This window comes from Novosphingobium sp. BL-S-21, assembly GCF_055521655.1.
In genome coordinates, this window is sequence record NZ_CM145496.1 from 389,452 (window position 1) to 405,935 (window position 16,484).

A 16,484-nucleotide genomic window follows, 5' to 3' on the forward strand; every position below is an offset into this window, starting at 1 on the left:
GCACGAGGACATGACTACCGATTCGCTGTCTGGAGATACCCTCCCTGCCGATGCCGTGCCTGCTGGTGGTTTGGACGCCGAAATCCTCACCCGGCGCGATGGTGTGGCCGGGATCATCTCGCTCAACCGGCCCAAGGCGATTCACGCGCTCACTCTGGGCATGAGCGAATTGATGAGCCACGCGCTAGCGGCCTGGGCGGACGATGCCGAGGTGAAGGCGATCATGATCGAGCACAGCGAGGGTCGAGGCTTCTGCTCGGGCGGAGACATCAACCTGCTGCGCCGGTCGGCCCTTGAAGACCACGGGATAGAGGGGCGTCGCTTCTTCCGTGCCGAATACCAGCTCAACCACCAGCTCTTCATTTACGACAAGCCGGTCGTCGCATTCATGGACGGCGTGACCATGGGCGGCGGCGTCGGCATTTCGCAGCCCGCGCCCTTCCGGGTGGCGACGGAGCACACCCGTTTCGCCATGCCCGAGACCGGGATCGGCCTTTTCCCCGATGTCGGCGGCGGCTGGTACCTCTCGCGGCTGGACGGCAGGCTCGGCCAGTTCCTGGCGCTGACCGGCGCGCGGCTGGATGGCGCGGAATGCCTCTGGGCGGGCCTTGCGACGCACTACCTGCCCAGCGAGGCGCTTCCCGAAGCCAAGCGCCGCATCGCCGCGGGCCATGAGATCGGTGGTGTGCTCGGCGCGCTTTCCGACAAGGCGCCCGAGCCCAGGATCGCCGCCCACGCCGCGCAGATCCGCAAGCATTTCGCCTTCGACACGCTGGAGCAGGTGCTCGCTTCGCTGGAAAGCGACGACAGCGAATGGGCCGCACGGGAACTCGCCACGCTGCGCACCAAGAGCCCGCAGGCCTGCAAGATCGCGCTGCGCCAGCTCGCCACCTCGCTGACCCTCGACAATTTCGCGCAGAACATGGCGATGGAGTACCGCATCGGCAGTCACGTGCTGGTCCTGCCCGACTTCGCCGAAGGGGTGCGCGCCGTGATCGTGGACAAGGACCACGCGCCGAAGTGGAACCCGTCGACGCCCGAAGACGTGACCGAGGATATGCTGGACGCGATTTTCGCGCCGCTCGCCCCCGAAGACGAGTGGAGGCCGATTTGACGTTCCCGACGCCGATTGAACTCTACCACGTCGTCAAGAAATCCTGGTCCGCCGCTTCCATCCCCGATCCATTCGATCCCGCTAACCCCGCGCGCAATCAGTGCGCGGTGACGGCGCTGGCCGTGCAGCACTACTTCGGCGGGGACATCTTCAAGACCGCGACCAAGGGCGGCACTCACTTCTACAACCGGGTGGACGGCCGGTTCTGGGATCTGGCTGCGGACCAGTTCGACGAGCCGATCCCTTACGACAACACGCCGACCTCGCGTGACGAGGCGCACGAACATGCCAGCCCGGCCCATCTTGCCGCGCTGATCGCCGATATCGAAGCGAATACCTGAAGGGACTTCCGATGAGCTACGAAACGATCCTGGTCGAAACGAGGGGCAACGTCACTCTCATCACGCTCAACCGTCCGCAGGCGCTCAATGCCCTGAATTCATCGGTACTGGGCGAGTTGATAACGGCCTTCGCCGCCTTCGAGGCGGACAAGAGCCAGGGCTGCGCCGTCATCACCGGCTCGGGTGAAAAGGCCTTCGCTGCAGGCGCTGACATCAAGGAGATGGTCGAAAAGCCCGGCGCCGAGTTCTACTCGGAAGACTTCTTCGCCGGTTGGACCGCGCAGATCGTCAAGACCACCCGCAAGCCGTGGATCGCTGCTGTCAACGGCTTCGCACTTGGCGGCGGCTGTGAACTGGCCATGATGGCGGACTTCATCATCGCCTCTGAAAACGCGAAATTCGGCCAGCCAGAGATCAAGCTGGGCGTGGCGCCCGGCATGGGCGGTTCGCAGCGTCTGGCCCGTGCGGTCGGCAAGTCCAAGGCCATGGACATGTGCCTGACCGGCCGCATGATGGATGCCGCGGAGGCCGAGCGTTCGGGGTTGGTCAGCCGCGTGGTGCCGCAGGACCAACTCCTCGGCGAAGCGCTGAAGGCCGCCGAAGCGATTGCCGGGATGCCGCCGCTGGCCGCCATGATGAACAAGGAAATGGTCAACCTCGCTTTCGAGACCACGCTCGACACCGGCCTCATCATGGAGCGCCGCCTGTTCCAGGTGCTCACCGCCACCGAGGACAAGGCCGAGGGCATGGCCGCTTTCGTCGAGAAGCGCCCCGGCGTCTGGAAAGGCCGCTAAGGCCGCCGTGGCGGGTCGGATGTCGTCCCGGCGTGACCGGGGACCGCTGGCCCAGCCGCGCAAGAATGCAGCGAGGCGCTTGGGTGCCCGGCCGATGGTAACGGATGGCCAGCGGTCTCAAACTTGGGAGAGAACGTCATGAAAATCGCCTTCATCGGTCTGGGCAACATGGGCGGCGGCATGGCCGCGAACCTCGTGAAGGCTGGGCATGCCGTGACCGCCTTCGACCTTTCGCCGGAAGCCACCGGCAAGGCGGCGGAACAGGGCTGTTCGATTTCAGCGACGGTTTCCGAAGCCGTCGCGGACGCGGAAGCGGTCGTGACCATGCTCCCCAACGGTGCGATCGTCCGATCGGTCTACACCGCCGAAGTGTTCGGAAACGCTCCCAAGGGCGCGCTTTTCCTCGACTGCTCGACCATCGACCTCGCCACTGCGCGCGAAGTCGTGGAACTGGCGCAGGCGGCCGGGTATGAAATGGTCGATGCGCCGGTCTCGGGAGGGATCGCGGCGGCCAATGGCGGCACTCTCACGTTCATGGTCGGCGGCAGCGAAACAGCCTTCGAGCGCGCCCGCGCCGTGCTGGAACCGATGGCCAAGGCGGTTATCCATGCCGGTGAAACGGGCGCAGGCCAGGTCGCCAAGATGTGCAACAACATGCTGCTGGCGATCCATATGATCGGCACCTGCGAGGCGCTGGCCCTGGCCGAAAAAGCGGGGCTCGATCCCCAGACATTCTACGAGATCAGCTCCAAGGCCACCGGCTACTGCTGGTCGCTTAACGACTATACGCCAATGCCCGGCGTTGGCGCGACGAGCCCTGCGGACAACGGCTACGCGGGCGGTTTCGCCTCGGCGCTCATGCTCAAGGACCTGCGTCTGGCGATGGCGGGAGCCGAAACCTCCGGCGCCGCCGTGCCGATGGGTGAGCACGCCACCAGGATCTACGAGGCGTTCGTCGAGGCCGGAAACGGCGGCAAGGACTTTGGAGCGATCTTCACCACGCTCTGAATTCCGTTATGCCCAAAGCGGCCCCGGCCTGAACTTTCACCTTGATCCCATCGCTTGCCGTGACGGAACTTTTCCGGTCATGAGGGCGAGGATCGGGAGGCGAGAAGGGCGGGGCCGCCAATCGGGGGCGGGTTGCTAGGCCCCCTTGCCCCCTTCCGCCCGCTCCAGCAGGAAACGCGGAACCCGCATTCCCTTGGTTCGGCTGGTCAGGTGATATTGCCGGCAGAGCGGGCAGCGATAGGGCCGCAGAACGACATCGGCCTTTTGCGCCACTTCCAGCGCCGCCGCCTCGCTGGCGTAGCGCGCCTTGCGTTGACAGACGCCGAACCGTGTTTTCACGATCAGCCCAACAGCCGCGCGCCCAGCAGCATGAGGAGCTTCACGTCCATGGCGTAGCCTTGCGCGCGCCAGTCTGCGATGGCCTGCTCGATCCCGGCGAGCGGCACGCGGCGGACCACGATGTCTTCGCTATCGACGCCGCCGCCTTCGCCTACTTTCACCAGATCGTGCGCGCGGAACAGCGTGAAGCTTTCGCTGACCATGCCGGGGGAGGAAAAGAACTCGCCCAGATTTTCCATGCGGCCTGCGTGATAGCCGGTTTCTTCTTCCAGCTCGCGGGCAGCAGCTACGCTGGCATCTTCATCGGCGCTCTCGTCGTGATCGCCGACCAGCCCCGCCGGCAATTCAATGCAGCGCTTGCCCAGCGGCACGCGGTATTGATCCACCAGGATGACATGGTCATGCGGATCGACGGCCAGGATCACCGCGGCGCGGATGCCCCTGGCGCGGCTGACATATTCCCAGCGGCCGCGCTTGCGGGCGGTGATGAACCTGCCCTGCCACATGATCTCATCCGCCGCATCGGCGTCCGGGGGCAGGGGCAGCGTGGAGATATCAGTCATATTTCGATTAGCCTGTCGGGAAGTTCGTTCACGTCGTCATCGGCGCGAGGGAAATGTTCGGAAAGAATCGCGCCGACTTTGCCGACGGCGACGATCATGCCGTCGCAGATCCGCCCATCGCCGACATGGGCGAGCATGGCCGCCATGGCCTGGCCCCAGACCTCGGGATCCACTTTCGCGGCAATGGCGCGGTCGGCCACGATTTCGGCCCGGTGCTCGCGCATGGAGAGGTAGATGAGGACGCCGGTTCGCCCCGTCGTCCGCTGCTCCGCGCCGATGCGGAAAGCGCGAACCGCATGGGCATGGACGCGCATGGTCTTGATCTGCGGAGGCACTAGCCAGAACTTGAGCGGCGGCCAGAGCTGCAGCAGCAGCATGGCGCCGAACTTGATCGCAGCCACACCGGCAGCCAGGCCGACGATCATGCGCGGGGTCCATTCGTGCCCCCAGTCGGCCAGCAGCCGCTCGTAGAGGCCCATGTAGAATTCCGGAGCGATTACCAGCGCGGCCAGGGCGAGAAACGCCACGATCGCCGACCATGCAAGGGCCACGTCAGTATAGCCGTCCGAACGGTCTGCCAGGACGGTGACGATTTCGCCGGCGCTGTGCATTTCCGCTTCGCCCACGGCGGCGCTGATCCGCGCATGGTCCTCGTCGGAGAGGTAGATGGGTAATGCCATTGTCTCGTCCCCCTACCAGCTGCCGCTCGCGCCGCCGCCGCCGAAGCTGCCGCCGCCGCCCGAGAAACCTCCGCCACCTCCGAAGCCGCCGCCGCCGCCCCATCCGCCACCGCCGCCCCAGCGATCGTCGTCATCGTCGTTGCCGAAACCGCCGGGCATCCAGATGATCGGGCCGCCGAAGCCGCCCCGGCGCCGACCGCCGCCGCGCGCCTCGTTGACCATCGGCAGGACGACGAAGAAGACGATGATGACGATGAACACGATCGTGCCGATCGGGAATCCGCCGCCGCTATCCTTGCGCGCGGCATCGGCCTCGGCCGCGACTTTCTGCGCTTCCTCGGGCGGCAGCGTCAGCTGCTTGACCAGAGCGTCGGCGCCGGCTTCGATGCCGCCGGGATAATCGTCCTGCTTGAAATGCGGGATGATGTCGTTGTTGATGATGAGGAAGGAAAGGCCGTCGGTAACGATCGGTTCCAGGCCATAGCCGACCTCGATCCGCACCTTGCGCTCATTGGGCGCGACGATCAGCAGCGCGCCGCTGTCCTTGCCCTTTTGGCCGATGCCCCAGGCGCGGCCGAGCTGATAGCCGTAGTCCGAGATCTCGTAGCCCTGAAGGCTGGGAAGGGTGACGACCACCAGCTGGCGGCCTGAATTCTTCTCCAGCGCCTCCAGCTTTTGCGTGAGCCGGGCTTTGACATCGTCCGGGATGACCTTGGCGTCATCGACCACGCGCCCGGTCAGCTTGGGGAAACTGGGCGCGGCGGCCACCTGCTGGGCAAGCAGCGCGCCGAACGCCAGAAGGATGGCCGCAAGGACGGCCTTCACGCGGATCACGATATCAGATCTTGCCTTCGAGGCTCGGCGCGACGTCCGCGCCCGGCGTTGCGGCCTGGTAGGGCACGAGCGGATCTGCACCGCGCAGCTTGGCGCCGATCATGGTCGGGAACGTGCGGACTTCGGTGTTGTAGTCCTGGACCGCGGCATTGTAGTCGCGCACCGAGATGCGAATGCGGTTTTCCTGACCTTCGATCTGGGTCTGGAGCATCTGGTAGTTCACGATCGACTTGAGATCGGGATACTGCTCGACGCTGACCAGCAGGCGCGACAGGCTCTGGCCGAACTGCGACTGGGCAGCCTGGAACTGCTGCATCTTCGCGGGATCATTCAGATCCTCGGCATTGACCTGCACGCTGGTTGCCTTGGCACGCGCCTCGACCACGCCCGTGAGGATCTCCTTTTCCTGCGTCGCGGCGCCCTTGGCGACGGCGGCGAGGTTCGGCACGAGGTTGGCGCGTTCCTGGAAGGCGGCCTGCACATCGGCCCACTTCGCCTTGGCGGCTTCCTGCTTGGTCGGAACCGAGTTGAAGCCGCAGGCGGCCAGCGACAGAGCCGCCGCAAGGGCAAGCACGGCGCGGCTCTTGCGGGCCAGGTTCGACAGGGTCATGCGTGATCCTCCTGATCGACGGGACCGTTCGGCCCCGCCTCGTTCTGAATGGACGGTCTCTTGCTCAGATAGATAGCAGGCGGCGGTTCCGGTTCAAGGACAGTCGCGTCATGCAACTTCTTACCGCAACCGATTGTTAGCTAAACTTCGATGTGGCAGGTCTCCAGGGCCAGCCATGGCCTGCACAGGATCGAGGGGAAACCGACCCATGCTTCAGGAATTCAAGACTTTCATTGCGCGCGGCAACGTGCTCGACCTTGCCGTCGGTGTCATCATCGGCGCCGCATTCGGCAAGATCGTTGCCTCGCTGACTGACGACGTGATCATGCCATTCATCGGCCTCATCACCGGCGGTATCGACTTCAGCAACAAGTTCGTCGTGCTGGGCACCGTCCCGGCAGACTATACCGGCCCGATGACGTACGCCGGCCTCAAAGCGGCAGGCGTGGCCATGTTCGGCTACGGTGCCTTCCTCACGGCGATCATCAACTTCCTGATTCTCGCCTTCGTGATTTTCCTGATCGTGCGGCAGGCCAATCGCCTTCTGCCCAAGAAGGAAGAACCGGCCGCGCCGACCGGCCCGACCGAAGTTCAGCTGCTTGCGGAAATCCGCGACGCCTTGAAGAAAGGCTGATTGGCTGGGGAAATTCGCGAAAGAGCGTGTTCCACAGCGACGTTCCACGAAGAGGGGGAGGGGTGAACCCGCCCCCTTTTCATTTTCGTACGGCGCCCTATATGGGGTCTCGCCAGCTTCGGTTGGCTATGATGATAAACTGCGCCGTACAATAGGCACAGCGGACCCGGGGGCGGTACCCGGCGGCTCCACCATCACCCGTCCTGCCTTTCGGCAGGGCAACCCTGTTGTCGCAGGGGTGATGACGGGGCCGAACTAGGATCGACGTGTGTTGAAAAGCGGTGTTTTCATTCGGGCTGAGTAACCCGTTCAAGGCTCAAAACTCACAAGTGCCAACGACAACGAAGCACTCGCTCTCGCCGCGTAATTCTAGGGCCTAACGGCCTGACGTTACAAAGCTAAAGCGCGGTTGGACCCACCGGGCAACAGAAGGGATTCCAGGGGTTCGGGGTGTACCTTGCAACAGAAACACCCCACCTTCACCCATCAAAGAGAATCGCCGCGAAACCGCCTGCTGCGCGGCTTCGGTCGGATGGCTGTTCGAACAACGACAGCGCTCAGGCGGCGTCGATTCTCGCCATGGAATTCTGATCGGTTTCGGATGCGATTTCGGTCTTTTCGGCGGCGCGTTCCTGCGCCTGTTCGAACTTCAGGCAGTCGAGTATCTTGGCGCCGGCCATGAAGACGGCGCCCGTGCAGGCCAGGAACAGCAACTTGCCGCCCCATCCCGGAAATCGCGTGAGGTAGACGCTTCCACGCTCCACCGCGCCCAGCGCGAGGGCATAGATGATCATGAACGCTTCCCAGCGGGTCTTGATCACGAAGAGGCGGCTGATCTTGCGAAGCATTCCAGTCCTTCCAGTCCTGCCCTGTGCCGATCGGCAGGAACTTCAGCGCATTCGAAGCAACATCCGGGCCAACCCGAGGTTCCCGCGATGGGCGGCGTCGACAGCAATCTTCTATGTAAGTCTTTCCGACGCAAGGTGTAAGCTGATCCGACGTGGTACCACTTTGGGACCGTAACGGAGCTTCCTTGCGAAACCGCGTTCGCGATTGCCAAGGCATTTGCGATGAGGCATAGAATGGCCGATCCTCCCCAGGACAGTCTTGAACAGATGTCACGGTCGCCGCCCGCCCGAATGGGTCTGCGTGCAGGGAATGCGAGGAAAAATGACGGACAGAGTTGATCGCTCGGGCCTTCGGGTCGACGCCGCACTGGCGCGTTTCGTGGAGGACCGGGTGCTGCCACCGATCGGGCAGGACGCCGCCGCCTTCTGGCCCGGATTTGCCGCGCTGCTCGCAGACCTGGCACCGCGCAACAAGGCTCTGCTCAGGCAGCGCGACGCCTTGCAGGCGAGCATCGACGCCTGGCATCTCCAGCGCGCGGGAAAGCCCATCGATCAGGCCGAGTACCAGGATTTCCTGCGGGAAATCGGCTACCTGGTGCCGGAACCGGACGCGTTTTCCATTGGCACGCGCGGCGTCGATCCTGAAATCGCGACGATGGCCGGACCGCAGCTTGTCGTCCCGGTGCTCAACGCGCGCTTCCTGCTCAATGCTGCCAATGCGCGCTGGGGCAGCCTCTATGACGCGCTCTATGGGACGGACGCGCTCGACGCTGCGCAGGCCCAGGGAAAGGACTACGACCCGGTTCGCGGCGCCGCGGTGATCGCACAGGGCCGCCGTTTCCTCGACAAGGCCCTGCCGCTCGCTACCGGAAGTTGGAGCGATCTCGACAGTCTCGGCGCCCCGCTTGCCGACCCCGGCCAATATGTGGGCGTGACACAGGCGGGACGCCTCTACCGCTCGAACGGGCTCGGCATCGAGATTGTCGTCGATCCGGCCAGCCAGGTCGGGCGCGCGGATCGGATGGGCATTGCCGATATCGTGCTGGAAGCGGCATTGACCACGATCGTCGATCTGGAAGATTCCGTCGCCGCAGTGGACGCGGAGGATAAGCTCGCCGCTTACACGAACTGGCTCGGCGTGATTCGCGGCGACCTGACGGAAACGTTCGAGAAGAGCGGCGAAACCCGCACCCGCGAACTCGCCGGAGACCGGACCGTCACCACGCCTTCCGGCGAAGTGCTGGCATTGCCGGGGCGCAGCCTGCTGTTCGTCCGCAATGTCGGCCATCTCATGACCAACCCGGCGATCCTGCTGCCGGACGGTTCGGAGATACCGGAAGGGATCATGGATGCCGTCCTGACCAGCGCGATCTCGGCGCAGGACGTCAAGGGTTTGACGCGCTTCGGCAATAGCCGCGAGCGGTCGATCTACATCGTCAAACCGAAGATGCACGGCCCGGAGGAATGCGCCTTCACCAACGACCTGTTCGATGCCGTCGAAGACTTGCTGGACCTGCCGCGCTACACGGTGAAAGTCGGCGTGATGGATGAGGAACGGCGCACTTCCGCCAATCTGGCGGCCTGCATCGAGGCTGTGAAGGATCGCATCGTCTTCATCAATACCGGCTTCCTCGATCGCACCGGGGACGAGATCCACACCTCGATGCGGGCAGGGCCGATGATCCGCAAGAATGCGATCAAGGGCTCCGAGTGGATTGCGGCTTATGAACGGCGCAATGTCGCCATCGGTCTGCGGCATGGCCTTTCCGGCATTGCCCAGATCGGCAAGGGCATGTGGGCTGCGCCGGACCGGATGCGCGACATGCTGGAGCAGAAGATCGCCCATCCCCGGACGGGCGCGAACACGGCCTGGGTTCCGTCCCCCACGGCTGCGACGCTTCATGCCATGCACTATCACGAGGTCGACGTCTTCGGCTTGCGCGAGGAGATGGCAGGGGCCGCGATCCCGAGCCTTGACCTGCTGCTCCAGGTTCCACTCGCGGACGGCGCCAACTGGTCCGAAGAGGAAGTGCGGGACGAACTGGACAACAATGCCCAGGGTCTGCTCGGCTATGTCGTTCGCTGGATCGACCAGGGCGTGGGCTGCTCCAAGGTTCCCGACCTCGACGATGTCGGGCTGATGGAGGACCGCGCCACGTTGCGCATATCCAGCCAGCACATGGCGAACTGGTTGTTTCACGGCGTCTGCTCGGCCGAGCAAGTGATGGATTCGCTGCGCCGCATGGCGGCCAAGGTCGACGCCCAGAATGCGGGCGACCCGCTCTACGAGCCCATGGCCGGCAACTGGGAAGGCTCATTCGCCTTCCTCGCGGCCTGCGATCTGGTGTTCAAGGGCGTGGAGCAGCCCAACGGCTATACCGAGCCCTTGCTCCATGCCTGGCGCCGTAAAAAGAAGGACGCCGTCCGCCTGCAACTTTTTGCAGAAGTCTGACTCTCGCATTAACTTTAATTTGATCTATCGGCCCCAAAGCACTATTCAAAGGATTGTTCGCTAGGGGGGCCCGGCGTTGAAGAGACATAGAATCGACCGTGCCCACGGGCACGCCATACCCGGCACACCGTCAAGCGGTGTGCCGGCTGAAGGTAACACCGCCGGACCGAGCGACCCATCCAGCGTCGTGCATCTCGACGCAGCGCGCGCTGGGCGGGAAGCCGCACGTTCGGCATCCCATGCCAATGGCAACGATGAACCCTTGCCGGTGGCGCTGGCGGTCGAAGCCCTGCGCTTTCCGCGCGATCAGGGCTTGGCCGGGGCGCTGGCGTCCGATGGAAGACTGGCAGGTCGCCTCGTTCAGCTGATGCTGATGACGCTTGGTGCGGCTGTTGCGATCTGGGTGGCAGCCCAGCTTGTGAAGCCGGGTCTCGGCGCCGCCGAGCCCGAACCAGCGCAGGCGGGTGCGGTTCTCTCCAAAACGGCGAACCCCGGTTTGAGCGACGCCGAACGCTAGATCAGTTCGGCGTCAGTTCCCGCGCTATGCTGACGAATTCCGCCACCGATAAAGTCTCGGCACGCCGTTGCGGATCGATACCGAGTCGCTCCAGGGCATCCAGCGCGCCGATCACGCCTTTCAGGCTCTGACGCAGCATCTTGCGGCGCTGGCCGAATGCGGCTTCCGTGACGCGCTCCAGCACCCGCATCGAAACGCCCTCGGGCGCCTCGCCGGGAACGACATGGACGATGGCGGACATCACCTTGGGCGGCGGCGTGAAAGCGCTGCGATGAACTTTCATCGCCAGCTTCGGTTTCGCGCGCCACTGCGCCAGGACGGCCAGCCGCCCATAAGCCGAAGTATCCGGCTCCGCGACGATGCGGCGGGCGACTTCTTCCTGGAACATCAGAGTCAGCGAGGACCACTGAGGCGGCCAGGCCTGACCTGAAAGCCAGCCGATGAACAGCGCGGTGCCGACATTGTAGGGCAGGTTGGCCACCACCGCATAAGGCCCGTCGAACAAGTCGGCGGGCGCGAACTTCATGGCGTCGCCCTCTATGACCTTCAGTTTGCCCGGGAAGGCCGCTTCCACTTCCGCCAGGGCGGGAAGGCAGCGACGGTCCATTTCGATCGCGGTCACTTCAGCGCCGGCGCGCAGCAGGGCGCGCGTCAGGCCGCCGGGGCCGGGGCCGACTTCCAGGACTTTTTGCCCCTCAAGGCCGCCGGGAATGGCGGCGATCCGATCGAGCAACTGCTCGTCGAACAGGAAATTCTGGCCGAGCGCCTTGGAGGCCGAAAGGCCGTGCTTGGCGATGACCTCGCGCAGGGGAGGCAGTTCGGCAGTCATGCAGTGGTCTCCGGCAGGCGCCTGCGCGCGGCGCATTCCCCGGCCATGCGAAGGGCGGCGATAGTGGCTCCGGCACTGGCCACGGCCTGCCCGGCGATGCCGAAGGCCGTCCCGTGATCGGGTGAGGTTCGTACGATCGGCAGGCCCAGCGTAACATTGACGCCGGCATCGAAGTCCAGCGTCTTGATCGGCACCAGGGCCTGGTCGTGATACATGCAGAGCGCCACGTCGAATTTGCCGCGCTCATGCGCAGCGAACAGGGCGTCGGCGGGGTGCGGGCCGGTTACGGCCAGTCCCTCGGCGGCGAGCGCGGCGATGGCGGGGGCAATCGTCTCGATTTCTTCCCGGCCCATGCGGCCGTCTTCCCCGGCGTGGGGATTGAGACCGGTGATGGCGAGGCGGGCCGGCGATAGCCCGAAGTCGCGGCGAAGCGCCTGCGCGACGATGCGGGCCTTGCTCTCGATCAAGGCGCGCGTGACCAGCGCGGGCACCTGCGAAAGGGCGACGTGCACGGTCAGCGGCACGGTGCGCAAGTTCGGGCCGGCCAACATCATCACGGCATCGCCATGGGCAACGCCGCAGGCATCGGCGAGAAATTCGGTTTGGCCGGGCTGCGAAAAGCCGATTTCCGCAAGTTTCGACTTGGCGATAGGCCCCGTGACGACGGCGCCGGCCTCGCCTGCAAGGGCGAGCTGCGTGGCGCGGGTCAATGAATGGAGGGCGAGGGCGGCACCGCTTCGATCGGGCTGGCCGAACACGGCGGCCGTATCCTCGTCGCCCAGAACCGGCAATGCAGCACCGAACACGGCGGCGGCTTCGTCGGCGCTGGCAATGCGGGCTATGGGCAGTTCGAAGCCCCGGCTCCGCGCGGCCGCCTTGAGCACTTCGGCGCCGCCGACCGCGAAGAACGGCGACAATCCTGCTTCGTGCCGATCCGCCCAGGCCTGGGCAAAAAGCTCCGGTCCGACTCCTGCCGGGTCTCCCAGCGAAACCGCGAGGGGCGGCGCGCCGTTGGTATTGGCCGCCATCGGTGCCGCCCCCTTGTTCGTCAGTTGTATTCGATCACCGCATCGCGGCGAAGGTCGCGCAAGTACATCTGCGCGCGCTTGTTGACGCGGTCGTCTTCCATCTGCGCCATGACCTGCTCGAAGTTCGGGCCGGATTCGACTTGCGGATCGTCGCGGCCGCAGAGCATCAGGATGCGCACGCCCTCGGCAAGCGAGCCGAAGGGCGGCAGGGTCTCGCCGGGCGACAGGGTCAGGATCGAGGACTGGATCGGGCCGGGCAGATCGCGGGCCTTCACCTGGTCGTTGGCAACGACTTGCGCGCCGATGGTGGCGGCAACCTTTTCCACATCGCCGCAGCCTTTGGCCGTCTTGATGGTTTTGGCGAAATTCTCGGCCTTGGCATTGGCCTGCGCTTCGCTGATACCCTTGGGGAATTCCAGCGAGATCTGCTTGAGCGCCAGCACGGCGTCGCGCGGATCGGCGGTGAGGACCTGGCGCTTGTCGATCAGGTAGACGATGTCGAAGCCGCCCGGAATCTCGATCGGACCGGCAAGCTGGCCCGCCTGCATGTCGCGCACCGCTTCCGAGACTTCGCCCGGAAGCTGGCCGAGGCGCACCCAGCCGAGATCGCCGCCGACCGAAGCGGTCGATGCCTGCGAGTACTGGCGGGCATAGGCCACGAAGCTGCCGCCCTGGCGCAGCTGCTGCATGATCTGGTTGGCGTTGGTTGCCACCTGCTGCTGCGATTCCGGCGTGGCGGCGAGGTAGATCTCGCCCAGACGGTATTCCTCGGTGCCCTTCGACGCCTTGAGGCGGTCGATCACTTCGTTCACTTCATCGTCGGAGACGTTGATGAACGGTTGCACATTGCGCTGAAGCAGGCGCTGCCACGAAAGTTCGCCGCGGATCTGGCGCTTCAGCGAATCCGGCGAGGAGCCGACGCGCTTGAGATAGGCGTCCATCGCCTGGGTGTTCTGATTGAAGTTCTGCGAAGCGACGCGGGCGTAGGACTGGTCTACCTCGGCATCGTCCACCGAGACTTCGACAGCCTTGGCTTCCTGGATCTGGAGCGTTTCGTCGATCAGGTTGCGCAGCACCTGAAGGCGCAGGCGCTTCTGTTCTTCCTCGCTGATCTTGCCCTGGTTGGCGGCAAGGATCAGGGCGAGGCGCTGGTCGACGTCGGTACCGGTGATGACCGAGCCGTTTACCACCGCCGTCGCGCGGCGCAGGTTGGGATTGTCGTTACCGAAGATCTTCACGTCGTCAGGAATGACGATCTCGCCCTGGGGGGCGGACTGGGCGAAAGCAGCGTGGGCCGAAAGCGTCGCCGCCACGGCGCCGCAGGCAAGAGCCGCGCGCTTGATGAACTTGTTGCGTTGGATTGCTTTCACCTTGACCTGTATCCCGTATTCGACCCGTCCGGCCGATGCCGCTCGATGGAGAATTCGCCGAGGGAGCTTCCCGGCCCTATGTCGGCACGCGGCTTAACCGAAACTGAGCACGTCCGATAGCCGCTTTGGTCCGCGGTGCCAACGCCCGCGCCTGTGCTCCTCAGCCATGACCGATTTTACCAGGCGCCGATGTTCTTGAGCGCGAAGCCCAGCTGGAATGAGTTGCCCTTCCGCGCATCGCCGAAGGTCACGTAGTCCCGCCGCCAGGTGAACGAAATCTGGAGGCAGTCGTCTTCGTAGGCCATGCCCAGGCGCGAGCGCAGGGGCTGGAACCCGTCCGAACCGTAGATAGGATCCTCGTTCTGGTCGGTCAGGTTGACCGAAGCCGACCCGAACACGGACCAGTAATTGGCAAAGGCCACGCGTCCGGCCGCGCGCACTTCCTCGCGATCCTTCAAATCCTCGATGTCCATCGAGATGTCGCGGTTCAGCTTGGTATAGCCGAGTTCGAGGTAGGTCTGGTTGTTGCCCAGAGAGATGTCGAACTCGTTGCGGCGTACCGCTAGCGTGTCCTTGTCGACACGGTAGCGGTGGATGATGTTGAAGAAATTGCGATAGCGCACTTCGGTGCGGCCGACGATGTCCGAGGTCTTGCTGGCAAGGCCGGTGCCGTCGGGCAGGATCGAGGGCTTGTTGCTGAGGCGGATCGACTGGCCGATCGTGGACTTGATGCGCCAGCGCGGGCGCTCGAACATCCAGTCGAAACCGTAGGTGAAGCGCACGCCGTCCTCGAACCGATCGTAGCCGGGGAAGCGATTGAGCGCGAAGAGGTTGGAATCTTCCAGTTCGATCGCCCGCGAATCCTCGTTCGGGATCGCGAGGTTCTTGATCCTGGGCGTGGCGACGAGCTGGACGCGGGGGGTCAGCACCTGGCTGCCGCCGAAGACCTGCCCGACCAGCGGCCATTTCACGTCGACCGCCGCCAGCGCGATGCCGCGGCCTTCCCAACCCGATTGGCCGCGGTAGAGCGCGGTGGTGGACAGTTCGTTTTCGTCCGAGTGGTAGACGTCGCCGCGCACGAGCCCGGTCAAGGTCACTTCCTGGCCCATGCCCGTCAGCTTGCGCAGCGACCACTGGGTGCTGGCGAAGGCGCGCTGGGTGTCCTGTCCGTCGACGCGGGTGATCCCCAGGGTGTTGACCTGGGTTTCGATCTTGCCGCCCAGCAGCGATTCGTCGAAGCGATGGCGATAGTCGAGCACCGGGAAGGCGACCGGGATCTGCCCCTGGTCGCGGCTAGACTGCAGGGTCTGCGTCGCATAGCCCGAGAACGAGAAGTAGCTGTCCTGGTCGATCCGCTCGACCTCGATCGAGGAGCGCAGGCGGTCGTCGCGCGAGATGTCGTAGCGGCGCACAAATGTGCGGTCGGTGGCGCGGCGGATCGAGGCGGTGATGCTCCAGTTCTCGTCGAGCTGGAACTTACCGTTGGCAAAGATATAGCCGCGGAAGGCGCGTTCGCGGTTGGGATCCGGATTGCTGCTGTTGATCGGAATGCGATTGCTGGAAGTCGCATAGCCGGTGATCTGGTAGGCGCCGATGTCGGTCAGCGCGCGGTACTGGAACGAGGCCATCGGCGCCGCCTTGGTATAGGCGTGGAGCGAGCCGGTGAGATCGCGGTTTTCCGCAAGTTTCCAGTAATAGGACTGCGCGACTTCGATGCCGTTCGACGGGCTCGACCGCAAGTCGGGCACCAGGAAGCCCGAGACGGCGCCGCCGTTGGTGCTGACAGAAAGGCCCAGCAGCGGAAGCTGGACGAGGCCGAACAGTTCGAGCCGGGCATCGCTGAAGCGGACGCGATTCTGGGTCTCGCTATAGACCACCGTCTTGGCGACCACGCGCCATGTCGGTTTCTTGGGGCAGCCTTCGTCGTTCTCGACGGCGCAGCCGGTATAGGCCGCATGCTGGAGGACGACGTCGCCGTTGGCAATGCGCTCGCCCTTGCTGGCGGCGAGGCGGCCACCCTGGCGCATGACCAGCAGCAGGTTCTCCATCATGCCGGTCTTGAGCTCGTCGGTCAGCTCGACGCTTTCGGTATAGAGCTGGTTGCCGTCCTGATCGACCATGCGGACGTTGCCGTTGCCGATGATCTGGCCGGTCTTGCGGTTCCAGGTGACTTTGTCGGCGCGAACGGACTGCCGGTCCTTGCGCAGCACGACATTGCCTGTCGCCGTCACGAATTCGTCGTTCTGGTCGTATTCGACGGTGTCCGCCTCGAAGGCGATCGGCACGTTGTCGTCCGTCGACGCCGGGGGCGCGGCAGGGGCGCCTTCGATCGGCCCGGTGTCGACGGGGCGCGAAACGTCCTGCGCCCAGGCGAGCGAAGGCAGGCCGAAGGCGGCGATTCCGAGGGCCATGACGCTCAGCGAAACGGGTCGCAAGCGGCGAATGGGGGCTTGCAGCAGGGTCGGCACGGCAGGGAGCATCACTTGCCTATCGCACCGCCTGTGCCTAACTGCAATCCGCTGT

The 16,484-nt window shown here is 64.7% G+C and carries 17 protein-coding genes and 1 other RNA gene; 8 read left to right on the top strand and 10 right to left on the bottom strand.

Annotated elements, in window-relative coordinates; all coding sequences use genetic code 11:
- Positions 1-10 precede the first annotated feature (10 nt).
- The 4 genes from ACZ1J6_RS10190 to mmsB all read left to right on the top strand — a co-directional run bounded on the left by ACZ1J6_RS10190 (position 11) and on the right by mmsB (position 3,257).
- Complete coding sequence (locus ACZ1J6_RS10190) at positions 11-1,114, top strand: enoyl-CoA hydratase/isomerase family protein (protein WP_465128078.1); 1,104 nt, start codon at positions 11-13, stop codon at positions 1,112-1,114.
- A complete protein-coding gene (locus tag ACZ1J6_RS10195) occupies positions 1,111-1,455 on the top strand; it encodes a YunG family protein (RefSeq protein WP_314468059.1) in 345 nt (114 codons plus the stop codon). Before ACZ1J6_RS10190 ends, ACZ1J6_RS10195 begins: the two co-directional genes overlap by 4 nt.
- Before the next feature lie 11 nt (positions 1,456-1,466).
- Positions 1,467-2,249, top strand: coding sequence for an enoyl-CoA hydratase-related protein (locus ACZ1J6_RS10200; protein ID WP_431566567.1), 783 nt, complete (start codon positions 1,467-1,469; stop codon positions 2,247-2,249).
- A 138-nt stretch (positions 2,250-2,387) separates the two neighbouring features.
- Positions 2,388-3,257, top strand: coding sequence for a 3-hydroxyisobutyrate dehydrogenase (gene mmsB, locus ACZ1J6_RS10205; protein WP_134092776.1), 870 nt, complete (start codon positions 2,388-2,390; stop codon positions 3,255-3,257).
- Positions 3,258-3,392: 135 nt separating this feature from the next.
- Here mmsB and ACZ1J6_RS10210 read toward each other — a convergent pair whose 3' ends face one another.
- Genes ACZ1J6_RS10210 through ACZ1J6_RS10230 form a run of 5 tightly spaced genes read right to left on the bottom strand, consistent with a single transcriptional unit; the run spans position 3,393 to position 6,283 of the window.
- Complete coding sequence (locus ACZ1J6_RS10210; protein ID WP_431566568.1) at positions 3,393-3,596, bottom strand: hypothetical protein; 204 nt, start codon at positions 3,594-3,596, stop codon at positions 3,393-3,395.
- 2 nt (positions 3,597-3,598) lie between these two features.
- A complete protein-coding gene (locus ACZ1J6_RS10215) occupies positions 3,599-4,159 on the bottom strand; it encodes an NUDIX hydrolase (protein WP_132262413.1) in 561 nt (186 codons plus the stop codon).
- On the bottom strand, positions 4,156-4,839 hold the full coding sequence (locus tag ACZ1J6_RS10220; protein ID WP_132262415.1) for a TPM domain-containing protein: 684 nt from the start codon (positions 4,837-4,839) through the stop codon (positions 4,156-4,158). The genes ACZ1J6_RS10215 and ACZ1J6_RS10220 overlap by 4 nt, the downstream gene beginning before the upstream one ends.
- Before the next feature lie 12 nt (positions 4,840-4,851).
- Positions 4,852-5,664 carry a TPM domain-containing protein gene (locus ACZ1J6_RS10225; RefSeq protein WP_314468191.1) on the bottom strand — a complete coding sequence of 271 codons (813 nt, stop codon included), beginning with the start codon at positions 5,662-5,664 and terminating at the stop codon, positions 4,852-4,854.
- 13 nt (positions 5,665-5,677) lie between these two features.
- Positions 5,678-6,283: a LemA family protein gene (locus tag ACZ1J6_RS10230; RefSeq protein WP_132262419.1), complete on the bottom strand. Its 606-nt coding sequence runs from the start codon at positions 6,281-6,283 to the stop codon at positions 5,678-5,680.
- A gap of 208 nt (positions 6,284-6,491) precedes the next feature.
- Here ACZ1J6_RS10230 and mscL point away from each other — a divergent pair, with 208 nt between their 5' ends.
- Both mscL and ssrA read left to right on the top strand, forming a co-directional pair.
- Positions 6,492-6,917, top strand: a complete 426-nt coding sequence (gene mscL, locus ACZ1J6_RS10235; protein ID WP_132262421.1) for a large conductance mechanosensitive channel protein MscL — start codon at positions 6,492-6,494, stop codon at positions 6,915-6,917.
- A 72-nt stretch (positions 6,918-6,989) separates the two neighbouring features.
- Positions 6,990-7,357, top strand: a transfer-messenger RNA (tmRNA) gene (ssrA, locus tag ACZ1J6_RS10240).
- Between the two features lie 117 nt (positions 7,358-7,474).
- Here ssrA and ACZ1J6_RS10245 read toward each other — a convergent pair.
- On the bottom strand, positions 7,475-7,765 hold the full coding sequence (locus ACZ1J6_RS10245; RefSeq protein ID WP_134092780.1) for a hypothetical protein: 291 nt from the start codon (positions 7,763-7,765) through the stop codon (positions 7,475-7,477).
- A 322-nt stretch (positions 7,766-8,087) separates the two neighbouring features.
- Between ACZ1J6_RS10245 and ACZ1J6_RS10250 the strand changes: the two genes are divergently transcribed.
- Positions 8,088-10,217 (top strand): malate synthase G, encoded by a 2,130-nt coding sequence (locus tag ACZ1J6_RS10250; RefSeq protein ID WP_431566569.1) that lies wholly within the window; start codon positions 8,088-8,090, stop codon positions 10,215-10,217.
- Between the two features lie 76 nt (positions 10,218-10,293).
- Positions 10,294-10,734, top strand: a complete 441-nt coding sequence (locus ACZ1J6_RS10255) for a hypothetical protein (protein WP_465128079.1) — start codon at positions 10,294-10,296, stop codon at positions 10,732-10,734.
- Position 10,735: 1 nt separating this feature from the next.
- Here the strand turns inward: ACZ1J6_RS10255 and rsmA are convergent, their stop codons facing one another.
- From rsmA to ACZ1J6_RS10275, 4 genes are all read right to left on the bottom strand, one after another.
- Positions 10,736-11,563 carry a 16S rRNA (adenine(1518)-N(6)/adenine(1519)-N(6))-dimethyltransferase RsmA gene (rsmA, locus tag ACZ1J6_RS10260; RefSeq protein ID WP_314468047.1) on the bottom strand — a complete coding sequence of 276 codons (828 nt, stop codon included), beginning with the start codon at positions 11,561-11,563 and terminating at the stop codon, positions 10,736-10,738.
- Positions 11,560-12,591, bottom strand: coding sequence for a 4-hydroxythreonine-4-phosphate dehydrogenase PdxA (pdxA, locus tag ACZ1J6_RS10265; RefSeq protein WP_431566571.1), 1,032 nt, complete (start codon positions 12,589-12,591; stop codon positions 11,560-11,562). Before pdxA ends, rsmA begins: the two co-directional genes overlap by 4 nt.
- A gap of 20 nt (positions 12,592-12,611) precedes the next feature.
- Positions 12,612-13,961, bottom strand: a complete 1,350-nt coding sequence (locus ACZ1J6_RS10270; RefSeq protein ID WP_431566572.1) for a peptidylprolyl isomerase — start codon at positions 13,959-13,961, stop codon at positions 12,612-12,614.
- A 176-nt stretch (positions 13,962-14,137) separates the two neighbouring features.
- On the bottom strand, positions 14,138-16,441 hold the full coding sequence (locus ACZ1J6_RS10275) for an LPS-assembly protein LptD (protein WP_134092785.1): 2,304 nt from the start codon (positions 16,439-16,441) through the stop codon (positions 14,138-14,140).
- Positions 16,442-16,484: the final 43 nt, after the last annotated feature.